A 23,021-nucleotide genomic window follows, 5' to 3' on the forward strand; every position below is an offset into this window, starting at 1 on the left:
CAACTACTCCTTCAGAACAGATTCAATATAAATTGATGGATCCATGATTTGTTCAGCTACTTGTAACGAATATTGGAAAATAGGCTCAGCAGCAATACCTAAAATGATTGTTAGTGCTACGAGAGGCGCAATTGGTAATAAAAGTTTACCGATAGGCAGCTTTGCTTGTTCATTTGTATGTTTTTGTTTTCCCCAAAAAGCATAACTAAATATCTTCATCATAGAGAAAAGGGTTAGTAAACCGACTAGTAAAGCAACACCGGAAATAATATATTGTTCTTCCTGAAAACCAGCTAAAATAATCGGGAACTTACTGAAAAAACCACTGAAAGGCGGAATACCAGCAAGTGAAATAGCACTAATAAAAAACAACCAAGATAATACAGGGTGCGTTTTAAGCAGCCCACCCATTTTCTTCAAATCCGTTGTACCAGTAACTCGCTCAGCAGCTCCTGCAAATAAGAAGAGAGCGGTTTTCACAATCATATGATGTACAATATAATAAATTGCACCGGCAACTGCTAGAGGGGTGAAGATTCCAAGTCCCATTACCATATAGCCAACCTGGCTAATGATATGATAAGAAAGTATTCGTTTGAAATCGAATTGAGAAACTGCACCTAACACTCCAAACAACATTGTAAATCCAGCAATTGTAACTATAACAGCTTTATGTGTATAGCTCGGTTCGTGGTAGAAAACCAATGTGAATACACGAATAATAGCATAAATACCAACCTTTGTTAGCAAGCCTCCAAACAGGGCAGCGATAGCAGCAGGTGGACCGAAGTATGATTTTGGAAGCCAGAAATAAAGTGGGAATAAGGCTCCTTTAGATGCGAATACAATAAAGAACATAATCGCAATGACATTTACCACTCCAGTTTGTTCAAGTTCAGCAATTCGTTCCGAAATATGAGCCATGTTTAGTGTGCCTGTCACAGAATATAGCCATGCAACTGCAACGACAAATAGCGCTGAGGCAAAAACATTTATAATGACATATTTAAATGACTCACGAAGCTGATATTTTGTCCCACCGTTAACAATAAGAGCGTAAGAGGACAACAGCATTACTTCAAAAAATACAAACAAGTTAAATATATCACCTGTTAAAAAAGCACCATTTACCCCAACCAGCAAGAAAAAGTAGAAAGGATAAAAGTAAAACTTCTCACGCTGTGGTGTAATGGTTTTAAATGCAAAGAATAAACAAGCTGCACTTAATAGACTGGTAAGTAAGATCATTAATGTTGCAAACATATCAGCAACCAGTACAATACCAAATGGTGCAGACCAATTTCCTGCTTCTAAAACAATAATCCCATTCTGATAGACAACAATTGCTAAATAGATTGACAGCAACAGCATCCCAACAGCAGTGAACCCACTCACCACTCGCTGAAGGCGATGGTGTTTTGGGAATATAATTAATACAGCTCCGATAATAAATGGAATAATTATCGGAAGGATAATTAAATTATTCATCAGCAGATCCCCTTAATTCTTCTAAATCATCTGTCTTATGTTCTTTATACGTCCGATAAGCCATTACTAAAAGAAACGAAGTAACTCCAAAAGCAATAACAATCGCTGTTAAGACGAGAGCTTGTGGCAATGGGTCTGTATAGGCATCGGCATCTAAATTTAATAGTGGTGGTGCACCACGCTGAAGTTCTGACATCGTGATCAGTAGTAAGTGCACACCATGAGATAACAGTAAAGTTCCTAAAATAACGCGTATGATACTTCTCGACAAGAATAAATAGACACTTACGGTAAAGATGATACCTATTACAATTGACATTAGTACTTCCATTATTTATCATCCTCCGCAATTGCTAAAATAATTGTTAAGGCAGCTCCGACTACAACGAGATACACTCCTAAATCAAATGGGAGTGCAGTAGTTAATTCTACCTCGCCAAAGATCGGAAATTGGAAATAATCAAAGAAATGTTTTAAGAACGGAAATCCAAATAACATGGATGCGACTCCCGTAAAAACAGCGAACAGCAATCCAACGCCGATCATGGTCGTGAAATTGAAAGGTATTGCCTTCTTAATTGTTTTCATATCAAAAGCTAAATATAAAACTAAAATAGCGCTTGCTGTCATTAATCCACCGATAAAACCACCACCTGGATTATTATGACCGGCCAAGAATAAGTAGAATGAAAAAGCAAAGATGATTAATGTTATGAGCCGCATAGAGACTTGTAACATCATATCATTTGGTCTCATTTGTTTCACACATCTTCACTCCCTTTTAGTCGCAATTTGATCATTGATACCACTCCAATAGCTGCAATTCCTAATACAAGGATTTCAAGCATCGTATCAAGTCCACGGAAGTCGACGAGAATAACGTTGACAATATTGTATCCACCAGCTAAAACCTTGGAATTCTCAATAAAATATGCTGCAATGGAAGTGAAATCTGTTTCACTGCCTAGAGCGAATGCACTCAGTGAAACGAGAGTTATCATAACACCTACAGCAATTGAAACAATTAAATTAATGAGTTTAAACGACGGTTTAATCTTCTCTTTACGAAGTTCAGGTAAGTGGTAGAAAACAAGCATAAACAAGATAACAGAAACTGTTTCTACTAATAACTGTGTTAATGCTAAATCAGGAGCACGGAATATCGTAAACATTAGTGCAACTAAGAAACCAGCAACACCCGCCACAATAATAGCTGTAATTCGATTATTAATAAATGGTACAGCAACAACAGAAATTACTAATAGAATCGCAACGATCCACATATAAGGATCAATTGGTGACAAGTTATCCGTATTGATTGCAAATGCATCGTAACGGAACATCGTATAACCGATGAGCAGGACGATGAACGTACACATATAAAGAAAATAATCCCGTAACATTCCTGTCATTTGTGCTCTGGTAAGTACTTGTGAACCTTTAATCAATCCATTATAGCCACTGTCATATACATGGTTAAATATATCCTGTTCACTTCTATAGAAAGCAGATTTTGACCATTTCTTCATTGTTAGGAAGAATATTGTACCGATAGCAATGACACCAATGGTCATCCACAACTCTAATTTAAACCCGTGCCAGTGGTAAATGTTCACATAAAATTGCTCTCCTGGCTCTAGAATACCTGGAAGAATGGCAGCCATAGCCGGTTCAATCAATGTGTAAGCAAGAATATTTGGGAATAAACCAAAAATAACTACAAGTGAACCGAGAATAATTGGACTGATCAGCATCCCAATTGGAGCCTCATGCACGTGTTTGACTGCAAGCTTTTCAGGCTGGAATTTTCCGGTGAACGTTTTAAAGAAAAGAATAGCACAATATAAAAATGTAAAGATGCTAGCAATCCACGCCAAAACAGGTAAAACTATTCCCCATGTTTCCACACTGAAAATGCCGTATTCAGTTACGTTTACCATTGCAGTAAAGAAAAGCTCTTTACTGAGAAAGCCATTAAACGGCGGTAGTCCGGCCATTGCTGCTAACCCGATTAAAGAAACAGTAGCAGTAATCGGCATGAGTGTCATTAAACCACCAAGCTTACGAATATCACGTGTACCTGTTTCGTGATCAATGATGCCTGCTGTCATAAATAAACTGCCTTTAAATGTCGCATGGTTTATTAAATGGAAAACAGCAGCTAAGATTGCAGTTGTATAGAGTGCATTATCTCCATCATTAAAATAATAGGCAACAGAGCCGACTCCAAGCAGACTCATAATCATCCCTAGTTGACTTACCGTAGAGAAAGCCAAAATAGATTTTAAATCCTTTTGTCTTACCGCTGAAATTGAACCCCATATGAGTGTTGTTAATCCGACAAGTGAAATAATCCAGAACCATTCGGCAGCACCGCCAAAAATAGGTGTCATTCTGGCAACTAAATATATCCCAGCTTTAACCATCGTTGCCGAATGCAGATAAGCACTAACAGGGGTAGGGGCTTCCATTGCATCAGGTAGCCAAATATGAAATGGAAATTGTGCTGACTTGGTAAATGCGCCGAGTAGTATTAAAATCATTGCAGGTAAGAATAGTGAGCTAGTTGCAACAAGGTCAACATTTGCAATAATTTCCCGAACACTAAACGTTCCTGTCATGACATAAAGCAGTGAGAATCCACCTAGCATGGAAAGCCCGCCAAAAACGGTAATATACATAGATTTCTGTGCTCCATATGTAGATTTCTCACGATGGAACCAATAGCTAATAAGGAGAGCCGATGAAATACTTGTAATTTCCCAAAATACATAAAGGACGATCAAGTTATCTGATAAAACGACTCCTAGCATTGCGCCCATGAATAACAATAGGTAAACATAGAAGTTATTGAGTTTTTCTTTATGTTTAGATAAGTAATAGATAGAATATAAAACTACAAGTGTACCTATTCCTGATATTAGTAATGCAAATAATAAGCTAAGCCCGTCTATGTATAAATCAAAGCTGATTCCAAGTGAAGGAACCCAAGGCACAGAGCGTAGAACAACGTCCCCATTCGCTGTTACAGGTAAAAAGGATAGAAAGTAAATAAATAAAACGAGCGGTAATATTAATACAAACCAGCCCGTATGTATCCTGCGTACATATTTGTACATGAACGGGATGAGAATGGCTAATAAAAATGGGGAAATCGTAGCCCAATGTAAAGCTGTCAAATAAAATTCCTCCTTTATTTAGAAATTGAACAACCGTTCTAAGTAGAATGAAATAAGGTCCAGATTTTTATATTTACTTAACAAATGTCGGATGAATTTTGACCCTTTTTACAGTATAACCTAATTTTAAGTGAGTTGCATGTCTTACAATGCGTCAATTTTCAGCATCTTACAGTTCCTTTTAAATAGGAAGAGATTTTAACAGAGGGTTAATAGTTTGGAAAATAAAAAATGGCCAGAACCCTTACATGAATAGGGTTGTGGCCTTTTATTTCTTATATTATGCTTTGTTAACCTGAACGTTTAATTTTTTGTGTTAGACATCTTTTGTGAATTTCTTCTTCAAATAGCGATAAAAAGTCAGGGCTTAAATTTAATTCACATGCTGTATAATAGGATTCTAATAGTAAATCATCTGATAAATTTTCCATAATACAGCCCTCCTAAAATTTAGAATTTGCTTGCTGAATCTATTAATAATTTAACATGATTATACAGTAAGAACAAGGCGCAAGTTATCTACATCGACCTGTAGATAACTTGTGTATAAGGATTTGTGAATGCTTGATGTTGCTAATATGAGAACAACAAATATTGTTGATAAAGTTATCCACAATTAGAAAATTGTATGAATTTGTCGAACGATTCTTTCGGATTTTAGCGATAAACAACGAATGCAAAGCAGGAAAACTTCATATAAATAATAGTTACACTTAAATGCGCAAACTAAACTGCTTGCGCTTTGAATGTCTGTTCAAAAGGGGGAGATTTTTTGAACAACTGCTTTAAATCTCTAGTAAGTTATTATACGATTAGGGTATAATGTGGTATTGGATAAAAAATGAACTGATTTGCAGTTATATTGAGGTGTAATGGATGTTATCGAATTTTTTGCCTAACGAACATGTAAAAAGCGTGTTCGACATACAACCAGAAATTCTGAAGCGAAAAGGTATCAAAGGGATTATTACGGACTTAGATAATACACTTGTAGCTTGGGATGTAAAAAATGCTACTCCTGAAATTATTCAGTGGTTTAAACTGATGAAAGATCATGATATTAAAGTGACTATTATTTCAAATAATAATCAAGAACGGGTACAGGTTTTCTCGGAGCCACTTGAGACACCCTTTGTGTATAGTGCAAGAAAACCATTAGGTCGTGCATTTAAAACAGTAGCAAAAGAGATGGGTCTGAAAAGAGAGGAAATTGTAGTAGTCGGGGATCAAATCCTGACAGATGTGCTTGGAGGAAATTTCGCTGGATTCTATACGATTCTTGTTGTTCCTATCGTTCAAACAGATGGAAAAATTACAAGGATTAACCGAAAAATCGAGCGGAGAATTCTAAATTACATGCGCAGAAAAGGAAAGATTAGCTGGGAGGAATAGATTTGGAAATTATTTATTGTCAAGGATGCGGAGCTGAAATTCAGACAACTGATCCAGAAAAGATTGGTTATACACCAGCATCCTCATTAAATAAAGAAATGGTATTATGTAAGAGATGCTTTCGTTTAAAGCATTACAATGAAATACAGGATGTTGCAATCACGGATGATGATTTTCTAAAAATGGTCAGCACGATTAGAGATGCAAATGGTCTTGTTGTTCATATGATCGATATTTTCGATGTTAATGGAAGCTTAATTAAAAGCCTCCCAAGAATAACAGGCGATAATCCAATTATATTGGTAGGGAATAAAGTGGATCTGTTGCCCAAATCAACGAACCAGAACAAGCTTACTCAGTGGCTGCGTTCAGAAGCGAAAGAAATAGGAATAAAAGTGAAAGATGTTTTCTTAATCTCTTCTGCAAAAGGATCAGGAATTGAAGAGCTCTCGCAGCAAATCGATGCCTATCGTGAAAATAAGAATGTTTATATTGTTGGAACTACCAATGTTGGGAAGTCTACTTTTATTAATCGTTTAATTAAACAATCAAGCGGATATACTGACGTCATTACAACTTCCTATTTCCCGGGAACCACATTAGGTTTTATCGAAATACCGCTGGATGATAGCAGCGCATTGATTGATACACCAGGGATTGTCAACAAACAGCAATTAACTCACTATTTATCGGATGAAGATTTGAAAATCGTTACGCCAAAAAAAGAAATAAAAGCCAGAATATATCAGCTTAATCATGGACAAACACTCTATTTTGGAGGGTTGGCTCGAATTGATTTTATTAAAGGAGATCGGCAGTCTTTTGTTTGCTATTTCTCAAACGAGCTTCCGATTCACCGGACCAAACTAGAAAATGCAGATGAATTGTATAAAAACCATGTAGGAGAATTATTATCACCGCCGAATCAGACCACGTTAGAGCAGTTACCAAAACTTACCGAGAGTACGTTTAAATTGAACGGGGAGAAAACGGATATTGTTTTTCCAGGGCTTGGCTGGGTAAGTATTTCAGGTAGTGACACGACAGTAGCTGCGCATAGTCCGAAAGGCGTTTCCGTTACAATTCGCAAGTCATTGTTGTAATCAAGGGGAGGGAGAATGATGGATTATCGCTTAAAGCTGATTGGTTATCCGATACAGCATTCCTTGTCTCCATGGATACATAATAAATTCCTGGAGCGGACACATCTAAAAGGAACTTATACGTTGCATGAGATTAGTCCTGATGCATCATTTGACGAAAATGTACTAACCTTAAAAAAAGAAAAAGTAGATGGTTTTAATGTTACAGTGCCATATAAAGAAGAGATCATTCCATATTTGAATATGCTTGATGATACAGCGAAGCAAATGGGGGCTGTAAATACGGTTGTATATCGAGAGGGAAAATGGATTGGCTATAATACAGATGGAATCGGATATCTGCGATCATTAGAAAGCAAATATCCTACCTTTTTTCAGAACAAATCAAAACGTATTTTGTTGATTGGTGCTGGTGGAGCAGCAAGAGGAATATACTATGCACTGGATAGAGCTGGGTTTGATTGTATTGATATCGCAAACCGAACGAAGGCAAGTGCAGAAGAAATAGCAAAGCTCGCCACCCTATCAAGTAATACGAAAGTTGTATCTTTAAAAGAGGCTGAAGAGGGAATAGGAAATTATGATTTAATTATCCAAACAACGTCCGTAGGAATGAAACCGAATGTTGATACTTCCATTCTTTCATTTAGCCAGGTGAAAGAAAATGCAATTGCCAGTGATATTGTTTATCAGCCGCTACAAACAAAATTTCTCAAAGAAGCAGAAAAGAATGGCGCTGCTATACACTATGGGCATACAATGCTATTGTACCAAGCACAATATGCTTTCGAAATTTGGACAAACCAAAAGGTACCTATGGATGATTTGGATTTACAACTACAAACTATTTTGGAAGGAAGATAATTTTTATGTTAACAGGTAAACAAAAACGTTTTTTACGAGCTGAAGCGCACCATCTGAAGCCAATATTTCAGGTTGGAAAAATTGGTGTTAATGATAATATGATTGAACAAATAGGAGAAGCATTAGAAAAAAGAGAATTGCTTAAAGTAAGTGTGCTACAAAATTGTATGGAAGATAAGGACGCTGTTGCTGAGCAGATTGCTGATGGGACGGAGGCTCATATTGTTCAAATCATCGGAAATCAAATTGTGCTTTATAAAGAGTCAAAGGAAAATAAACAACTAAGATTACCATAAGATCCAAGTGTTCGGTTTACTAACATTTGTCAAGAATGAACGGTAGAGGAGTTTGACATGGAACGGATTGGAATATTGGGTGGAACATTCGACCCCCCGCATTTAGGTCATTTATTGATTGCTGAGGAAGTAAGGTTAGCGATGGACCTTCAGGAAGTCTGGTTTATCCCTACTTATACACCTCCGCATAAAACAGCATCCAAGACAAGTGCACAGGATCGTATTCAAATGCTGCACTTAGCGACGAAGAGTAATCCTCACTTTAAAGTGAATACAATTGAAATAGAACGTACAGGTAAATCATATACTGTAGATACAATGAAAGAATTGCAAAAGTTGCACCCTGAAAAAGAGTTTTACTTTATTATTGGCGCAGATATGGTTGAATACTTACCGAATTGGCATAAAGTAGATGAATTATTTTCACTTGTACGCTTTGTGGGGGTGAAGCGATCGGGATATCAGCTTGTTACAGAATATCCGATTACGGAAATCGATATTCCAATGATTGATATCTCATCATCGATGTTGAGAAATTGGTTGCGTAGGAAGCGGTCGGTTCATTACATTGTACCAGAACCTGTCATTTCCTACATTAAGGAGAAAGATTTGTATGAATATAACAGAAGCAACTGAAAAAGTAAAACCCCATTTAACAGTGAAAAGGTTTGAGCATACGCAGCGTGTTGCAGAGACTGCTGTTAAGCTTGCTCATCTCTATGAAGCGTCACCAAAGAAGGCAGAGCTTGCTGCTATTCTTCATGATTATGCAAAATACCGTTCACTTGACGAGATGGAGCGCTGGATAAGGAAATCCACTCTTCCAAAAGATCTTCTCGATTATCATCATGAACTATGGCATGGACCAGTTGGGGCTATTTTGATAGAGAGGGAATTCGGTATTGTGGATAAGGAAATTCAAAGTGCTGTTCAGTACCATACGACGGGTAAGGCTGGGATGAGCAAACTTGACAAGATTATTTTTCTTGCGGATTATATCGAGCCGGGCAGATCTTTTCCGGGAATAGACAAAGTTAGAGGTATTGCTGAGCAGAATCTAACACAGGCGTGTTGGATGGCATCCAAAAATACAATAACCTATTTAATGTCTAAAAACGTAACCGTTTATCCAGATAGTTTTCATGCGTATAATGATTTAACAAGACAAATTACTGGAGGTAGTTCCTTATATGAAAAATAAAGAAATTATCGATTTAATTGCTGAAGCTTGCGATGATAAACGAGCTGAAGATATTATTGCTTTAGATATGAATCAAGTATCATTAGTGGCGGATTATTTCTTAATCTGTCATGGTAACAATGAAAGACAGGTGCAGGCAATAGCACGTGGAATCAAAGATGTGATGGATGAAAATGGAATTCAAGTTAAGCGAATAGAAGGATTTGAATCCGCACGCTGGATTCTTGTCGATGTTGGAGACATTGTTTGTCATATTTTTCACAAGGATGAACGGAATTATTATAATTTAGAACGTCTATGGGGAGATGCTTCTCGCGTAGCCTTACAACTTGGTCAGGAAGGCTAATCATGGCATATCAGCAAATGGCTTCCTTGTATGATCAATTGATGGTAAACGCTCCTTATGATGCGTGGGTTTCTTTCACAGAAGAAATGATAAAGCAAACTGGAAAAGAAGCTGAAAGGATAGCTGACCTTGGATGTGGTACTGGAGAAATTGCAACAAGATTAGCAGAACGTGGCTATCATATAACTGGTGTAGATTATTCGACAGAAATGCTTACGCATGCAGCACATAAAGCAGAGGAAAAAAATCTTTCTATACAATGGATACATCAGGATTTAACGAAACTTACTGGTTTATTCGAGTATGATGTAGCTATCAGTTATTGTGATGTTATGAATTATATAACAGAACCAATGGATTTGCAGAAATCCTTCCATAATATAGCGAATTGCTTAAAGGAAGGTGGGCTTTTCATTTTTGATGTTCACTCCTTGTCTCATGTAGAGAAAAATTATATGAATCAAACATTTGCTGAGGTAACTGATGAGGCTTCTTATATTTGGTTTTGTTCAGCTGGAGATGATCCTGGTGAGATGTTTCATGATTTGACATTCTTTGCTTTAGAAGAAGAAACATATAAACGTTTTGATGAATTTCATCATCAAAAAACGTATCCGGTAACATTTTACAAAAAAATATTAAAAGAGTCAGGCTTTGAAAACATTAAATTGTTTGCTGATTTTTCAACAAAAGTGAATAATGTAGATGAAAATTCAGAGCGAATTTTCTTTTTAGCTGAAAAAAGGTCAGGATAATTGAGATTCCTGATCTTTTTTTATTAGCAGGATTTTATAAAATGATGAAGAATATATCTATAACTACAGGAATTATCTTCTGTAGAAACGCCTCCTACTAACTATTATAGAATGGATGTGAAAAGGGTTGTTAAACCTTCTTAAAAAATCCTCGTTTTTCATTGCCTTAACGATTTTAGTTGTTTTATTCCTCATTTTCACTCGTGATGCGACCGAAGAACAAGAAACGATTCTAGATTTACAAGCTGTTTCATCCACAGAAGATCCATCTGATAAGCTAGCAGAAGCAATTCAAGACTCAAATACAGCTGCAGTTGTTGATATCAAAGGTGCAATTGCAAAACCAGGGGTTTATGAAGTATCACCAGATGCAAGGGTGAATGATGTTATTTTAACAGCAGGAGGGTTTACTTCTGATGCTGACCAAAGTCAAATTAACCTCGCGCAAAAAGTGCAGGATGAAATGATTATTATTGTGCCTAAAATTGGGGATGAGATTGAGAGTGGAGCAGGTTCTGTTGAAAGTAATGGAAAGATTAAAGTAAATATGGCCACGCAGGAGGAAATCGAACAGCTTCCAGGAATTGGTCCAGCCAAGGCACAAGCAATTATTCAACACCGAGAGGAGCATGGTTTATTCAATTCGATTGAAGATTTGCTAAACGTTTCAGGAATTGGTCAAAAAACATTGGAGAACATGCAGGACACCATACAAATTCCGTAAAATGAAACTTTAAATAAAGGTGTTTTTCTTTCCAGCTGATTGCCAGCACTACAAGGGAAACCAGCAGGCTTTGTTCAGAATCCGAAATTTATGGGAGTTTCCCCTCACCTTTTTGTCTTTTGGTTTACTTATTGTACAGATATGGGGTTTATAGCCGGTTAATCTATGATTGTGATAATTGACGAAAATTCACTTTGGAATGTACACTAGGGGGAGAATACGCAAAGGGGAATACATATGGAAAGAATTTCATGGGATCAATATTTTATGGCACAAAGTCACTTGCTTGCGCTTCGTAGTACTTGTACAAGACTAATGGTGGGAGCAACAATTGTCCGCGACAAGCGGATAATAGCAGGTGGCTATAATGGAAGTGTATCTGGCGGTGTTCATTGTATTGATGATGGTTGTTATGTTATTGATGGTCATTGTGTACGAACTGTTCATGCAGAGGCAAATGCACTCTTGCAATGTGCAAAATTTGGTGTTGCAACAGATAATGCAGACATTTATGTAACGCATTTTCCATGTCTACAATGTACAAAGCAGTTAATTCAAAGTGGTATCCGAACGGTTTATTATGCGGAGGACTATCACAATCATGAATATGCCATTCAATTATTTAAAGAGGCAGGCGTTCAAACGAAAAAAGTAGAACTTGATTATCTTGCTGTAGATACAAACTATCAGGAAAAAGCAGAGCTGATGAAAAATGTGCTGGATAAACTAGATACAGTAGCAGGAAATGATAAGGAAGCACATGTACTTCGAGAACAAGCTGAAAAACTGTTTTTAAAATAGCTTAATCAAATGCAGAAAAAAAGCTTAACTCACCTATTCAGGTTAGATAGGTGAGAAGCTCTCTGCCTAAAGAACAATTTCATAAACGGAAATAGGTGAATTTTCAATTGAAAGGATATTGGCATTTCGCTGCGCTCGCAGTAGGTGCAGCGATTGTTAGAATTTATTTCGCAAATGATTGGATAATTATTGTTTTCTTACTTTGGATATCGTACTTATACTTTTATGGAAGATTAAAGAAAGTTCCGATTTTCATTTCATTAATCATGTTCTTCTTTTTTTCACTTTATATCCCTCCACCGACTAGTCAATCCTCCACAGCATTATCAAGTGAGACCGCGCATTATATTGGTGAAATTGTATCCCCTGTCCAGTTAACACAAGACAAGCTGGAATTTGTCCTAGAAGAGCAACATTCAAAACAAAACATCCTCATTCTTTATTTTCCTGATAATAATAAACAAACGGCCGAGATTGAACCAGTCCTAGATAGCTTCAAGTATGGCGCAAGTTGTATGGTAAGTGGCAGTGTGGAACTTCCGAATAAAAGCAGAAACCCCGCCCAGTTTGACTATCGAGAATATTTATTGAAAAGCGGCATAACCTACCAGCTTATACTAGAAGATTTAACACACGTAGAATGTGACGGATCTAAGTTTCTTGAACGTTTTTATATGCTGCGCGAACAGCTGCTAAATCATGTAGAAAGTCGGTTTAGTGCATATACTGCTTCATGGTTAACTGCTATTGTGTTTGGTGATGATTCAAAGATGGATTCGGAAACAGAGGATATTTTTCAACGTTGGAGTCTATCGCATATTATCGCTATTTCTGGCTCCAATATCGGTTTGATTGTTGCGTTGTTTTATTTTTTACTTGTAAAACTAAATCTGCTTACACAAGAAAAAGCGCAATGGCTTATGGTTTTCTTTTTACCTGTTTATGCCCTGTTAGCAGGTGGAGATCCTTCTGTATGGAGGGCATCGATTATGGTGGTGCTGTTCATTCTGCTAAATAAATTTAAATTTCGTTTTAGTTATACAGATATATTGAGCATTGTGTTTATTTTACTCATATTTCTTGATAATACTATTATGTATCATGTAGGATTTCAATTATCTTTCCTCGTAACGTTTGCCATTCTTTTATCGAAGAATTGGGTTGGTGGAACGAAATCTCCCTTCTGGCAATTACTACAAATTAGCTTCGTCTCCCAAATGGTTATTATTCCAATTCAATTTAATTACTTTTCTATTTTCCAACCTTTATCCATTATACTTAATTTAATTGTGATTCCATATTTTACCGTTTTTGTTATTCCGTTGATGTATATACTTGTTCCGTTAAGCTTTTTGCCGAATGTATTTATCAATTTATTGGATTCATTATTTTTTCTTATTCATCAAATGATTATTGCTTTTATTGATTTAATCGATTCTGTTCTTTACTATCCATTTTTAACTTCAGGATTTCCGTTTATCGCGATAATTATTTATTTTGGGTTGTTCCTTTTGTTTATGCATGATTTGGAACGAGGGATGTTGATTAAAGCCTTTCGTTCAGGCTTGTTAATGACGTTGTTGATAATGGGTATCGTTGCTAGACCGTATTTTTCCTCGGAGGGAACCGTAACAATGTTCGATATAGGCCAAGGAGACGCGTTTTTAATTGAACTGCCATATCGGAAAGGCGTCATCATGATTGATGCTGGTTCTCGATTTTCTTTTGAAGATATGAATCCTACAGATAGTGTTTATCAGCAGATATTACGACCCTACTTTTATTCTCGCGGTATTAGAGAGCTCGATTCACTTATACTTACACACGAGGATACGGACCATATAGGGAGCGCTGAATTTATTTTCAAAGAAATGGAAGTTGAACAATTAATTGTAAGTAGATATTTTGATTTATCAGTGTTGCAAAAATGGTCGCAGATACGAAAGAAACCGGAATTGGTTCTAGTGAAGGGCGGAGATATAATTACGGTTTCCGATCAACAATTACATGTGCTTGCCCCAGACCAAGATCGTGCATCATCAAATGAAAATTCCATTGTAGTATTTACCGAATTTGGTGGAGTAAGCTGGTTATTTACAGGTGATATTACAAAAACGGAAGAAAGCGTGTTAATACAAAACTATCCTAATTTGTCGGTGGATGTATTAAAGGTTGCACATCATGGGAGCAGTACATCTACAGATCAAGACTTTATTGAAACGGCTGATCCAAGATTTGCTCTCATTCCTGTTGGGGTAGATAATTCCTACGGGCATCCGACACCAGAGGTTTTAGAAACACTTGAAAAGTTTGATGTGGAAATATTACGAACCGATCAACATGGCGCGGTGCAATTTAAGTACGATGATGGAGGAACATTTTTCCCGTTTTTACATAAACTACGTGGAGAAGACAAATAAAATGAACAAAGAGACTGTGGGATACAGTCTCTTTCAACAAATTTTAGGTAAAAGGTAACGATTACATGTTCAGCCTGCTATTATCCGAAGAAACTAATTGCCGCCCCGACCGCAAAGATTAAGAAAAAGAAAACGAATGAAAAAACAAATCCTAGAGCGGAGTCAACTACATCATTTCCTTTATACTGCACATCTTTCTCAAATTCATTCACAATATACCCCTCCTATGTCATCAACATTAGTATAAATTAAATGATAAAAAAAATCTACTTAATGCTAAAAAGGTGTTTTTAAAATTATTCATCACCATATTTAGTAAGACTTAACATCTATACTTTTGCTGTGTCAGTATAAGCTAATGACAAGTAAAAATATCGTCTGCTGTACAGTTTCTAGAGCTGAATATCAGGCGTTTATATAGATGCATTTAGAGGTGCTTTCGGTATGAAGGCATCTCTATTCAAACAAAAGTTCTTGCCATTCCATCTGTTCCGATTTACCATTATAACTATATTAAGTTGGAGTGGATTATAGATGTCTTATATAGAAGTAGTCAAGCAATTAAAGAAAAACCAAATTTCCTCTGTTTATCTTGCGTATGGTGTAGAGTCGTTTTTCTTGCAAAATTTAAAACAGGAATTAATTAAACGTGTCTTGAATGGAGAAGAGGAGAATCTTTCGTTATACGATCTTGAAGAAACGCCGATTCAAGAAGTTGTTGCCGATGCAGAAACCTACCCGTTTTTTGGAGAAAAAAAACTAGTCATTGCCACCAACCCTGAATTTTTAAAGGCCAAGCCCGGTAAATTACCATTTGAGCATAAATTAGAACCGTTAGAGCGTTACTTAAGTGAACCAGCATCGTATTCTGTGCTTGTACTTATGGCGCCGTATGAGAAAATCGACGAACGGAAAAAAATCAGTAAGCAATTGAAAAAGCATGCGACAATTGCAGTTTGCAACGAAGTAAAAGAGCAGGAGTTATCACAGTGGATTAATACTTTAGCAAACCAACTACAAATAACAATTGATCGAGATGCATACGAAATTTTCGAAACTGAATTGTCTACAAATCTTCATTTGCTGGAAAATGAATTATCGAAGTTAGCTCTATATGTTGGAGAGGGTGGTGTAATTACCAAAGAAGTCGCTGAGAACCTAGTCTCACACACCTCAAGCAGCTCATCATTACGACTGGTAGATGCTGTTATGGAGCGGAATTTACATAAGGCAATTGCTATATTTAAGGATTTAGAAAAAATGAAAGAAGAACCAATTGCCTTGATTGGTCTGCTTGCTTTTCAATTTCGAACTATACTGCGCGTCAAGCTATTGAAGCAGAAAGGTTATGGACAATCCCAAATACAAAAAAGCATCGGTGCCCATCCATACGTCGTAAAAATTGCTTTAAGCAGAGAAAGACAATTTTCTACTCAAAAACTTCAGGATGTTATTCGGAAATTGGCAGATACAGATGCATTAATGAAGCAAGGTAAAATGGAAAAGGACCTCGCTTTTGAACTTCTGCTTTATGATCTAATTCAAACGGCTTCGTAGTGCAAAAAAGGAAAGTTCTTGAATAGCAGTGTGTAGAGATAGAGGTGGACGTGGCTGCTTCGGCAGCAAAATCAACAGCATTCATATTTAATCTTTCTGAGCCACTAAAAAAACGATCCATGAAGGATCGTTTTTTACGTTTTATAGGCTGTTTACTTTTTTAGTAAGACGGGATTTTTGACGATCTCCAGCATTTTTGTGGATAAGTCCTTTTTGAACAGCTTTGTCAATACGTTTTACAGTATTTTTTAATGCAGCTTTTGCGTTTTCCACGTCATTTGCCTCAACTAAATTTTCTACACGACGGATTTCAGAACGCATTTCTGTTTTTTGTGGTCCGTTATTCGCACGTTTTTTATTGTTAACCGTTACACGTTTGATTGCAGATTTAATATTAGCCATTTAATTCACCTCCTAAAAATGAACGAAATTCTAAGCGTTTCGTAATAATGTTCAATAATCCTATCAAAGTCAATCATTACATTCGTTTAACTTTCAATGTGGACAAAGAGTATTTTACCAAAGGAACAGGATGTTTTCAATAAAATTGTTAGAACATGGAACATTTCGTATGTTTTTTTGTCAATGGTTCATTCTATTACTGATAAGTATTGTAAGTATTGAATGAAAGGAAGACAAGCTAATGGCTGATGAAAATAAGGTGTTCCAGGTACGGACGGATTTAGCGGTTGAAGCTAGGGATATGTATACAGAGACAGTGGAAAAAGAAAGTGAGTTAAAAGGTGTTACGTTTAAAGAAAGACACGAGGCCGATATAAAAATATCTTACGTTGATATTGATGAAACAGGAGCAAAATTGCTTGGGAAAAAACCAGGAAATTATGTAACGATTTATGCTGATGGTGTTAAAAAACAGGATACAGCTAGACAAGAAGCTGCTGCCAAAGTACTTGCTAAGGAGATTGAGCAACTGCTTGTTCGCAATAATATACCGACCGATGCCACTGGATTAATTGTTGGTCTTGGAAATTGGAATGTTACACCAGATGCTTTAGGACCAATGGCTGTTGAAAAAATACTTGTTACAAGTCATTTATTTAAACTTCAGCAGGAGACAGTAGCTGAAGGGTATCGTGAAGTCGCAGCTGTAACCCCTGGAGTAATGGGAGTTACAGGTATTGAAACAAGTGATATTATTTTTGGAATTACGGATAAGTATCAACCTGATTTTGTTATTGCAATTGATGCGCTTGCTTCCAGATCAATTGAGCGGGTGAATGAAACCATACAGCTTTCCGATACTGGAATTCATCCTGGATCAGGTGTTGGAAATAAAAGAAAGGAAATAAGCAAGGAAACATTGGGTGTACCGGTTTTAGCAATTGGTGTACCAACGGTTGTTGATGCTGTAACAATTACTAGTGATACAATCGATTTTCTATTAAAACACTTTGGACGTGAATGGAATGAGAAAGATAATCCGTCTAAATCTCTAGCACCGGCGGGGATGGCATTCGGCGGGAAGAAGTTAACAGAAGCTGATTTGCCGAATGATGAGCAGCGTCAAACCGTTTTGGGGATGGTTGGTGGACTTTCTGAAGATGAGAAACGAAAGCTTATTTCAGAGGTATTAACACCTATAGGGCATAATTTGATGGTTACGCCAAAAGAAGTTGATGGGTTTATGATTGACATGGCGAATGTCATTGCTAATGGTTTAAATGCTGCCCTTCATGAAAATGTGAACGTCGATAATTTTGCTTCATACAGTCGATGAATTAAAAAGGGGGGCCGATTACTCTATTAATTGGCTCTATTTTTTAGAAACATGGTTCTACCTTCCACATTTAACTCATAGATTTAAAACAAGAGTTAACTGTCAGGAAGGTGGGATCATGTATTTTTATGAAAAACAATCACCTAAATCGAAATGGGCATAGCATATATAGGAAAAGTGGTCTTTATCTTATTAGTATCCTTATCCTATTTATCAGTATAGGAATTTTAACAACTGCACAGCCGGCATACCGTTTCTCATCCAGTCTATTAACAGAATGGACAAGAGATATTGATGGTTTTGTATTTTATAACTTGCTAAGTATGGAAAATCGGGCTTTTAAACAAGCATTTCCGGAGGATCGCCAACTACCTAAGCTTTCAAGTGTGCTCTTTCAAGTTGCAACAAATTTAAAGCCAGATGATCCAAGAAGTTTATTGGGAAATGAAATTCCTGGATTTTCTATCTATGATAGGCAAATATTAATTGCTGGTGAAGGAACAAACTATACAAACCTGCCTTTTGAATCGTCACCACCTCTTGAAGAAGTTTTGAGAGACCGTGAGGCTTTAATCGATGAACCGAATGAGGAGAAGGATCAAAAAGAAGAGGATAAAGAAGGTAGTGAAAATAAAACCCAAACAACAGATGGTAGAAAAGTGGTTTATATTTATAACACACATACACGTGAATCATTCTTACCACATTTACCAGACGTTACAGATCCAGATCTCGCTTTCCATGGTGAGGTGAATATTACAAAGGTAAGTGACCATCTCGCCAAAGCTCTTGAGGCAAAAGGGATTGGGGCTGAGGTAGAAGATACGGATATTGACAAAGTACTTAATGATAAAGGTATGAAGCGCTCGCAAGCTTATGATGCCTCTCGAGAATATGTAGAAGAGGCAATAGCAATGAATGATGAAATCCAATTTGTATTTGATTTGCACCGGGACTCAGCTCGTAAAGATGTGACAACAAAAGAGATAAATGGTGAATCGTATGCCAGAATTATGTTTGTTGTTGGAATGGAACACCCTGAACATGAGAAAAACATCAAAATAGCTTCTGAGTTACATGACTTGATTGAAGAAAAGTATCCAGGCATAAGTAGAGGTGTTGTCCAGAAAGAAGGTTCAGGTGTTGACGGCATTTATAATCAAGATCTCTCAGATAATGCGGTTCTAATTGAATTTGGCGGTGTTGACAATAATTTAGATGAATTATACCGAGCGGCAGATGCAGTTGCAGATGTATTTAGTGATTATTATTGGGATGCAGAAGCAGTACAAGCAAATCCATAGGAGGTACGGTCAATGCGATTTATTTTAATTCTACTTTTACTCGCAGTTTTCTTTCTATCAGGGATAGTATATGGGATGAACAAAGAAGCACCCCAAACAGCAGAGGAAAACGACGCTGTTGTTGAAGTAATAGAAGATACAGAGGAGCAAGCATCTACTGCTGAAACAGTTACGATACCAGTAAGTCAACCGATGGCTGATGCGGGCAAGGACACTGCTGTGCAATATACTCAAAATGCCGCATCTATATTAGGGGCTGGGGTTAAAGGCTTTTTTGAACTATTAATGCAAGTGTTATATCAAACTGCTCAATTATTTTTCTAGGTTATAAAGATTAAGTGATGATATCGGTGGTTTATCAAAACGTATTGGAAATCATCCATAGGGATGTAATCGTACTGCATCTCATTCAGATTGATATAAATCTGGCCGTTTATGCGTTTGTTCTTGAATATAACAGCCTCTATTGCTATAATCAACCTAGTATTTATTGGCTTTTATTTTGAAACTTTCACCCGGATAGTGGATTGAAAGTATTGTAGGAGTGAGCAACACGAATGGTGAAAAAACAACGAAAAGTACGTAATTTTTCGATTATAGCTCATATTGACCATGGGAAATCAACTTTAGCAGATCGAATTTTAGAAAATACACAAACTGTTACAAAACGTGAAATGAAGGAACAGCTACTGGATGGAATGGATTTAGAACGTGAACGTGGAATTACTATTAAGCTTAATGCTGTTCAATTGTCATATACGAGCAAAAGTGGAGAGGAATTTATCTTTCATTTAATTGATACGCCTGGACATGTCGATTTTACATATGAGGTTTCCAGAAGTCTTGCTGCTTGTGAGGGAGCTATCCTTATCGTGGACGCCGCGCAGGGGATTGAGGCTCAGACCTTAGCTAATGTTTATTTGGCATTGGAAAATGAATTAGAGATAATTCCTGTCATTAATAAGATTGATTTGCCAAGTGCAGATCCAGAACGTGTTAAAAAGGAATTAGAAGATGTGCTTGGTATTGATGGCGATGAAGTAATTCTTGCTTCAGCAAAAGCGAATATTGGAATTGAAGATATATTAGAAAGAATTACAGAAGTTGTGCCAGAGCCTGCTGGTGACTCAGAAGCACCATTAAAAGCATTGATATTCGATTCTTTATATGATTCCTATCGTGGGGCTATTTCCTATGTATGTGTTAAAGAAGGAACGATTAAAGTCGGAGATAAAATTCAAATGATGTCATCTGGAAAACAGTTTGAAGTAAACGAAGTTGGTGTATTTACCCCAAAAGCACTTGCTAAGAATGAACTAACTGTCGGAGATGTAGGCTATATAACAGCATCGATAAAAAACGTTGGAGATACACAGGTAGGAGATACAATAACACTTGCGAATAGACCAGCTGATGAAGCACTACCGGGTTATCGAAAGTTAAATCCTATGGTGTTCTGTGGGCTATATCCAGTTGACTCAAATGACTATAACGATTTACGAGAAGCATTAGAGAGATTGGAATTGAATGATTCTTCCTTGCAATATGAACCGGAAACTTCTCAGGCACTAGGATTTGGTTTCCGTTGCGGTTTCCTTGGCTTGTTGCATATGGAAATTATTCAGGAACGAATTGAACGAGAATTTAATATTAATCTCATAACAACTGCACCAAGTGTTATTTTTGAAGTAGAAAAGACGAATGGTGAAGTTACAACGGTCGATAACCCATCCAAAATGCCAGATCCACAAGTGATCCAGGAAATTCGGGAACCGTATGTAAAAGCGACCATAATGGTACCGAATGATTATGTTGGTGCAGTAATGGAAATTGCTCAGAAGAAACGTGGGCAGTTTATTGATATGCAGTATTTAGACGATATTCGTGTGAATGTTATTTATCATATCCCGCTTTCTGAAATCGTTTATGATTTCTTCGATCAGTTAAAATCGCATACAAAGGGATATGCTTCATTTGATTATGAACTAATTGGCTATCAGCCTTCCCAGCTTGTGAAAATGGATATTCTACTTAATGGTGATACAATTGATGCATTATCATTTATCGTCCATCGTGATTTCTCTTATGATCGTGGAAAACAAATCGTCGATAAAATGAAAGAGCTAATACCGAGGCAGCAGTTTGAGGTTCCTGTCCAAGCAGCAATTGGAAATAAAATTGTTGCACGTTCGACGATTAAAGCGGTACGTAAGGATGTAACAGCCAAGTTATATGGTGGAGATATTTCACGTAAACGTAAATTACTTGAGAAACAAAAAGAAGGTAAGAAACGAATGAAGATGGTTGGATCTGTGGAAGTGCCGCAAGAAGCATTCATGGCTGTACTTCAAATGGGCGACGATTAATTAATAGAATTGTGTCTTATGGGAGAACTTGAACACAGCTTTTCTGTGGGATGGTTTTCCTTTTTGACTTTTTCGTTTACGGGAGTTGAACAATTTATGGAATCCATACAATCGGTTTATATTCATATTCCATTTTGCAGACAAATTTGTCATTACTGTGATTTTGTAAAGTTTTTCTATAATGAGGAACTAGCTACAGAATACCTAGAGGCTTTATTTCAAGAAATAGATACTGTTTTGCCAGGCGACAAGCACAAGATGAGAACAATGTACATCGGTGGTGGTACACCAACAGCCTTGACGATGAAACAATTACACACTTTATTTCGATTTTTAAATAAAAAATTTGATTTTTCAAGTTTTGAAGAGGTTTCGATTGAAATAAATCCAGGCGATATTGATGCGGATAAAACCAAATTATTAAAGGACTATGGTATCACTCGAATATCATTTGGTGTACAAGTAATGGATGATAGGATGCTTGAACAGCTTGGTCGTGTGCATCGTGTGAAGGATGTTTATGATACAGTGCATCTACTGAAGCAGCGTGATTTTGCAAATGTGAGCCTTGATTTGATATATGCTCTACCAAATCAAACGGTTGAGCAATTCCAAGCTTCGTTGGATGAAGCCCTTTCTTTTGGGCTGCCACATTATTCCACGTATGCTTTGCAAATTGAACCAAAAACTATTTTTTATCAAAAGCATAAAAAAGGACAGCTCCATCGTCCGCCGGAAGACGATGAGGTAATGATGTATGAAATATTAAAGCGTACGATGAAATCGAAGGGTATTCATCAATATGAGGTAAGCAACTTTTCTTTGCCGGGATTTGAAAGCAAACATAATCTAACCTACTGGAATAACGATTATTATTACGGTTTTGGTGCTGGGGCACATGGTTATTTACCTGGAAAACGAGTTACAAACATTCGCCCACTGCCAGCTTATGTAAAAAAAGCATTTGCAGATGGAAAACCAATATTGCAAGTAGATAAGGTTAGCATAAAAGAAAGAATTGAAGAAGAAATGTTTCTAGGACTTCGAAAAATAAACGGTATTGACAAGAAACATTTTCAAGAGCGGTTTGGAATCGAAATAGAACGGTTATATAAAAAAGAGCTTGAAAATCTACTGAATAATGGTTTGATTTACGAGGATGTTCAATCGATTCGGTTAACAGAACAAGGGATGCTTCTTGGCAATCGCGTCTTTGAAAAATTCCTGCTGGACAGAGATCCTACAATAGAAACAATCTCCTAAGAGAGGTTTTTCAAAAAAAACGGTGAAAATGACAAAAATCGAAATCAGTAGACCTTCGACTGAGTATCGACACGCCCTTTGTCGAATGTCGAAGTCACACATCCTGTGCAAGTCCGTTCCGCACGTATTAACTGCATACGTTCTGCTCCTTGGAAAAGAAAATCACTTTTTCCTGCGTGCAAGATCGTCTGCTCAAAGCTACACTGCCTCGAACTGCGACGCAC

General features: G+C 36.9%; 24 protein-coding genes. 17 read left to right on the top strand and 7 right to left on the bottom strand.

All coding sequences use genetic code 11. From position 1 onward, the window contains the following. Window positions 1-3: 3 nt before the first annotated feature. The 5 genes from D1B32_RS08705 to D1B32_RS08725 form a co-directional block, all read right to left on the bottom strand. Window positions 4-1,488 carry a Na+/H+ antiporter subunit D gene (locus D1B32_RS08705; RefSeq protein WP_095307091.1) on the bottom strand — a complete coding sequence of 495 codons (1,485 nt, stop codon included), beginning with the start codon at window positions 1,486-1,488 and terminating at the stop codon, window positions 4-6. After that, window positions 1,481-1,819 (bottom strand): Na(+)/H(+) antiporter subunit C, encoded by a 339-nt coding sequence (locus D1B32_RS08710; RefSeq protein ID WP_095307089.1) that lies wholly within the window; start codon window positions 1,817-1,819, stop codon window positions 1,481-1,483. Before D1B32_RS08710 ends, D1B32_RS08705 begins: the two co-directional genes overlap by 8 nt. Further along, complete coding sequence (locus D1B32_RS08715) at window positions 1,819-2,253, bottom strand: Na(+)/H(+) antiporter subunit B (protein ID WP_118889116.1); 435 nt, start codon at window positions 2,251-2,253, stop codon at window positions 1,819-1,821. Before D1B32_RS08715 ends, D1B32_RS08710 begins: the two co-directional genes overlap by 1 nt. Continuing rightward, window positions 2,250-4,667: a Na+/H+ antiporter subunit A gene (locus D1B32_RS08720; RefSeq protein WP_095307087.1), complete on the bottom strand. Its 2,418-nt coding sequence runs from the start codon at window positions 4,665-4,667 to the stop codon at window positions 2,250-2,252. Before D1B32_RS08720 ends, D1B32_RS08715 begins: the two co-directional genes overlap by 4 nt. 290 nt (window positions 4,668-4,957) lie before the next feature. Further along, entirely contained in the window at window positions 4,958-5,098 is a 141-nt protein-coding gene (locus D1B32_RS08725; protein ID WP_095307086.1) for a sporulation histidine kinase inhibitor Sda, read from the bottom strand. Between the two features lie 445 nt (window positions 5,099-5,543). Between D1B32_RS08725 and D1B32_RS08730 the strand changes: the two genes are divergently transcribed. The 11 genes from D1B32_RS08730 to D1B32_RS08780 all read left to right on the top strand — a co-directional run bounded on the left by D1B32_RS08730 (window position 5,544) and on the right by D1B32_RS08780 (window position 14,569). Continuing rightward, entirely contained in the window at window positions 5,544-6,059 is a 516-nt protein-coding gene (locus D1B32_RS08730) for a YqeG family HAD IIIA-type phosphatase (RefSeq protein WP_095307085.1), read from the top strand. A 2-nt stretch (window positions 6,060-6,061) separates the two neighbouring features. Further along, window positions 6,062-7,162, top strand: a complete 1,101-nt coding sequence (gene yqeH / locus D1B32_RS08735) for a ribosome biogenesis GTPase YqeH (RefSeq protein ID WP_095307084.1) — start codon at window positions 6,062-6,064, stop codon at window positions 7,160-7,162. Window positions 7,163-7,180: 18 nt separating this feature from the next. After that, window positions 7,181-8,026 carry a shikimate dehydrogenase gene (aroE, locus tag D1B32_RS08740; RefSeq protein ID WP_095307083.1) on the top strand — a complete coding sequence of 282 codons (846 nt, stop codon included), beginning with the start codon at window positions 7,181-7,183 and terminating at the stop codon, window positions 8,024-8,026. A 5-nt stretch (window positions 8,027-8,031) separates the two neighbouring features. Beyond that, window positions 8,032-8,322 (top strand): ribosome assembly RNA-binding protein YhbY, encoded by a 291-nt coding sequence (gene yhbY / locus D1B32_RS08745; RefSeq protein WP_095307081.1) that lies wholly within the window; start codon window positions 8,032-8,034, stop codon window positions 8,320-8,322. A gap of 57 nt (window positions 8,323-8,379) precedes the next feature. After that, a complete protein-coding gene (locus D1B32_RS08750) occupies window positions 8,380-8,958 on the top strand; it encodes a nicotinate-nucleotide adenylyltransferase (protein WP_095307080.1) in 579 nt (192 codons plus the stop codon). Next, a complete protein-coding gene (yqeK, locus tag D1B32_RS08755) occupies window positions 8,936-9,523 on the top strand; it encodes a bis(5'-nucleosyl)-tetraphosphatase (symmetrical) YqeK (RefSeq protein ID WP_095307079.1) in 588 nt (195 codons plus the stop codon). Before D1B32_RS08750 ends, yqeK begins: the two co-directional genes overlap by 23 nt. Further along, on the top strand, window positions 9,513-9,869 hold the full coding sequence (gene rsfS / locus D1B32_RS08760; RefSeq protein WP_095307078.1) for a ribosome silencing factor: 357 nt from the start codon (window positions 9,513-9,515) through the stop codon (window positions 9,867-9,869). The genes yqeK and rsfS overlap by 11 nt, the downstream gene beginning before the upstream one ends. A gap of 2 nt (window positions 9,870-9,871) precedes the next feature. Then, a complete protein-coding gene (locus tag D1B32_RS08765; protein WP_095307077.1) occupies window positions 9,872-10,624 on the top strand; it encodes a class I SAM-dependent DNA methyltransferase in 753 nt (250 codons plus the stop codon). 127 nt (window positions 10,625-10,751) lie between these two features. Then, window positions 10,752-11,348 (top strand): helix-hairpin-helix domain-containing protein, encoded by a 597-nt coding sequence (locus D1B32_RS08770; RefSeq protein ID WP_118889117.1) that lies wholly within the window; start codon window positions 10,752-10,754, stop codon window positions 11,346-11,348. 237 nt (window positions 11,349-11,585) lie between these two features. Further along, entirely contained in the window at window positions 11,586-12,149 is a 564-nt protein-coding gene (locus D1B32_RS08775; RefSeq protein ID WP_095307075.1) for a ComE operon protein 2, read from the top strand. Between the two features lie 107 nt (window positions 12,150-12,256). After that, on the top strand, window positions 12,257-14,569 hold the full coding sequence (locus tag D1B32_RS08780) for a DNA internalization-related competence protein ComEC/Rec2 (protein WP_095307074.1): 2,313 nt from the start codon (window positions 12,257-12,259) through the stop codon (window positions 14,567-14,569). A gap of 80 nt (window positions 14,570-14,649) precedes the next feature. Here the strand turns inward: D1B32_RS08780 and D1B32_RS08785 are convergent, their stop codons facing one another. Further along, window positions 14,650-14,781: a YqzM family protein gene (locus tag D1B32_RS08785; protein ID WP_095307072.1), complete on the bottom strand. Its 132-nt coding sequence runs from the start codon at window positions 14,779-14,781 to the stop codon at window positions 14,650-14,652. Window positions 14,782-15,103: 322 nt separating this feature from the next. On the opposite strand from D1B32_RS08785, the gene holA reads away from it, so the two are divergent. After that, window positions 15,104-16,126: a DNA polymerase III subunit delta gene (holA, locus tag D1B32_RS08790; RefSeq protein ID WP_095307070.1), complete on the top strand. Its 1,023-nt coding sequence runs from the start codon at window positions 15,104-15,106 to the stop codon at window positions 16,124-16,126. 141 nt (window positions 16,127-16,267) lie between these two features. Here holA and rpsT read toward each other — a convergent pair whose 3' ends face one another. Continuing rightward, the gene (gene rpsT, locus D1B32_RS08795) at window positions 16,268-16,528 is read right to left on the bottom strand and encodes a 30S ribosomal protein S20 (RefSeq protein ID WP_095307068.1); all 261 of its coding nucleotides are present in this window, start codon (window positions 16,526-16,528) and stop codon (window positions 16,268-16,270) included. A gap of 241 nt (window positions 16,529-16,769) precedes the next feature. Between rpsT and gpr the strand changes: the two genes are divergently transcribed. From gpr to hemW, 5 genes are all read left to right on the top strand, one after another. Next, window positions 16,770-17,864, top strand: coding sequence for a GPR endopeptidase (gpr, locus tag D1B32_RS08800; protein WP_095307066.1), 1,095 nt, complete (start codon window positions 16,770-16,772; stop codon window positions 17,862-17,864). A 128-nt stretch (window positions 17,865-17,992) separates the two neighbouring features. Beyond that, complete coding sequence (gene spoIIP, locus D1B32_RS08805) at window positions 17,993-19,168, top strand: stage II sporulation protein P (protein ID WP_118889118.1); 1,176 nt, start codon at window positions 17,993-17,995, stop codon at window positions 19,166-19,168. Window positions 19,169-19,180: 12 nt separating this feature from the next. After that, window positions 19,181-19,492, top strand: coding sequence for a hypothetical protein (locus D1B32_RS08810; RefSeq protein WP_118889119.1), 312 nt, complete (start codon window positions 19,181-19,183; stop codon window positions 19,490-19,492). 233 nt (window positions 19,493-19,725) lie between these two features. Next, window positions 19,726-21,534, top strand: a complete 1,809-nt coding sequence (lepA, locus tag D1B32_RS08815; RefSeq protein ID WP_095307060.1) for a translation elongation factor 4 — start codon at window positions 19,726-19,728, stop codon at window positions 21,532-21,534. A 96-nt stretch (window positions 21,535-21,630) separates the two neighbouring features. Further along, window positions 21,631-22,797 carry a radical SAM family heme chaperone HemW gene (gene hemW, locus D1B32_RS08820; RefSeq protein WP_118889120.1) on the top strand — a complete coding sequence of 389 codons (1,167 nt, stop codon included), beginning with the start codon at window positions 21,631-21,633 and terminating at the stop codon, window positions 22,795-22,797. Window positions 22,798-23,021 lie beyond the last annotated feature (224 nt).

The organism is Oceanobacillus profundus (assembly GCF_003515705.1).
GTDB classification, from domain to species: Bacteria; Bacillota; Bacilli; order Bacillales; family Amphibacillaceae; genus Oceanobacillus; species Oceanobacillus profundus.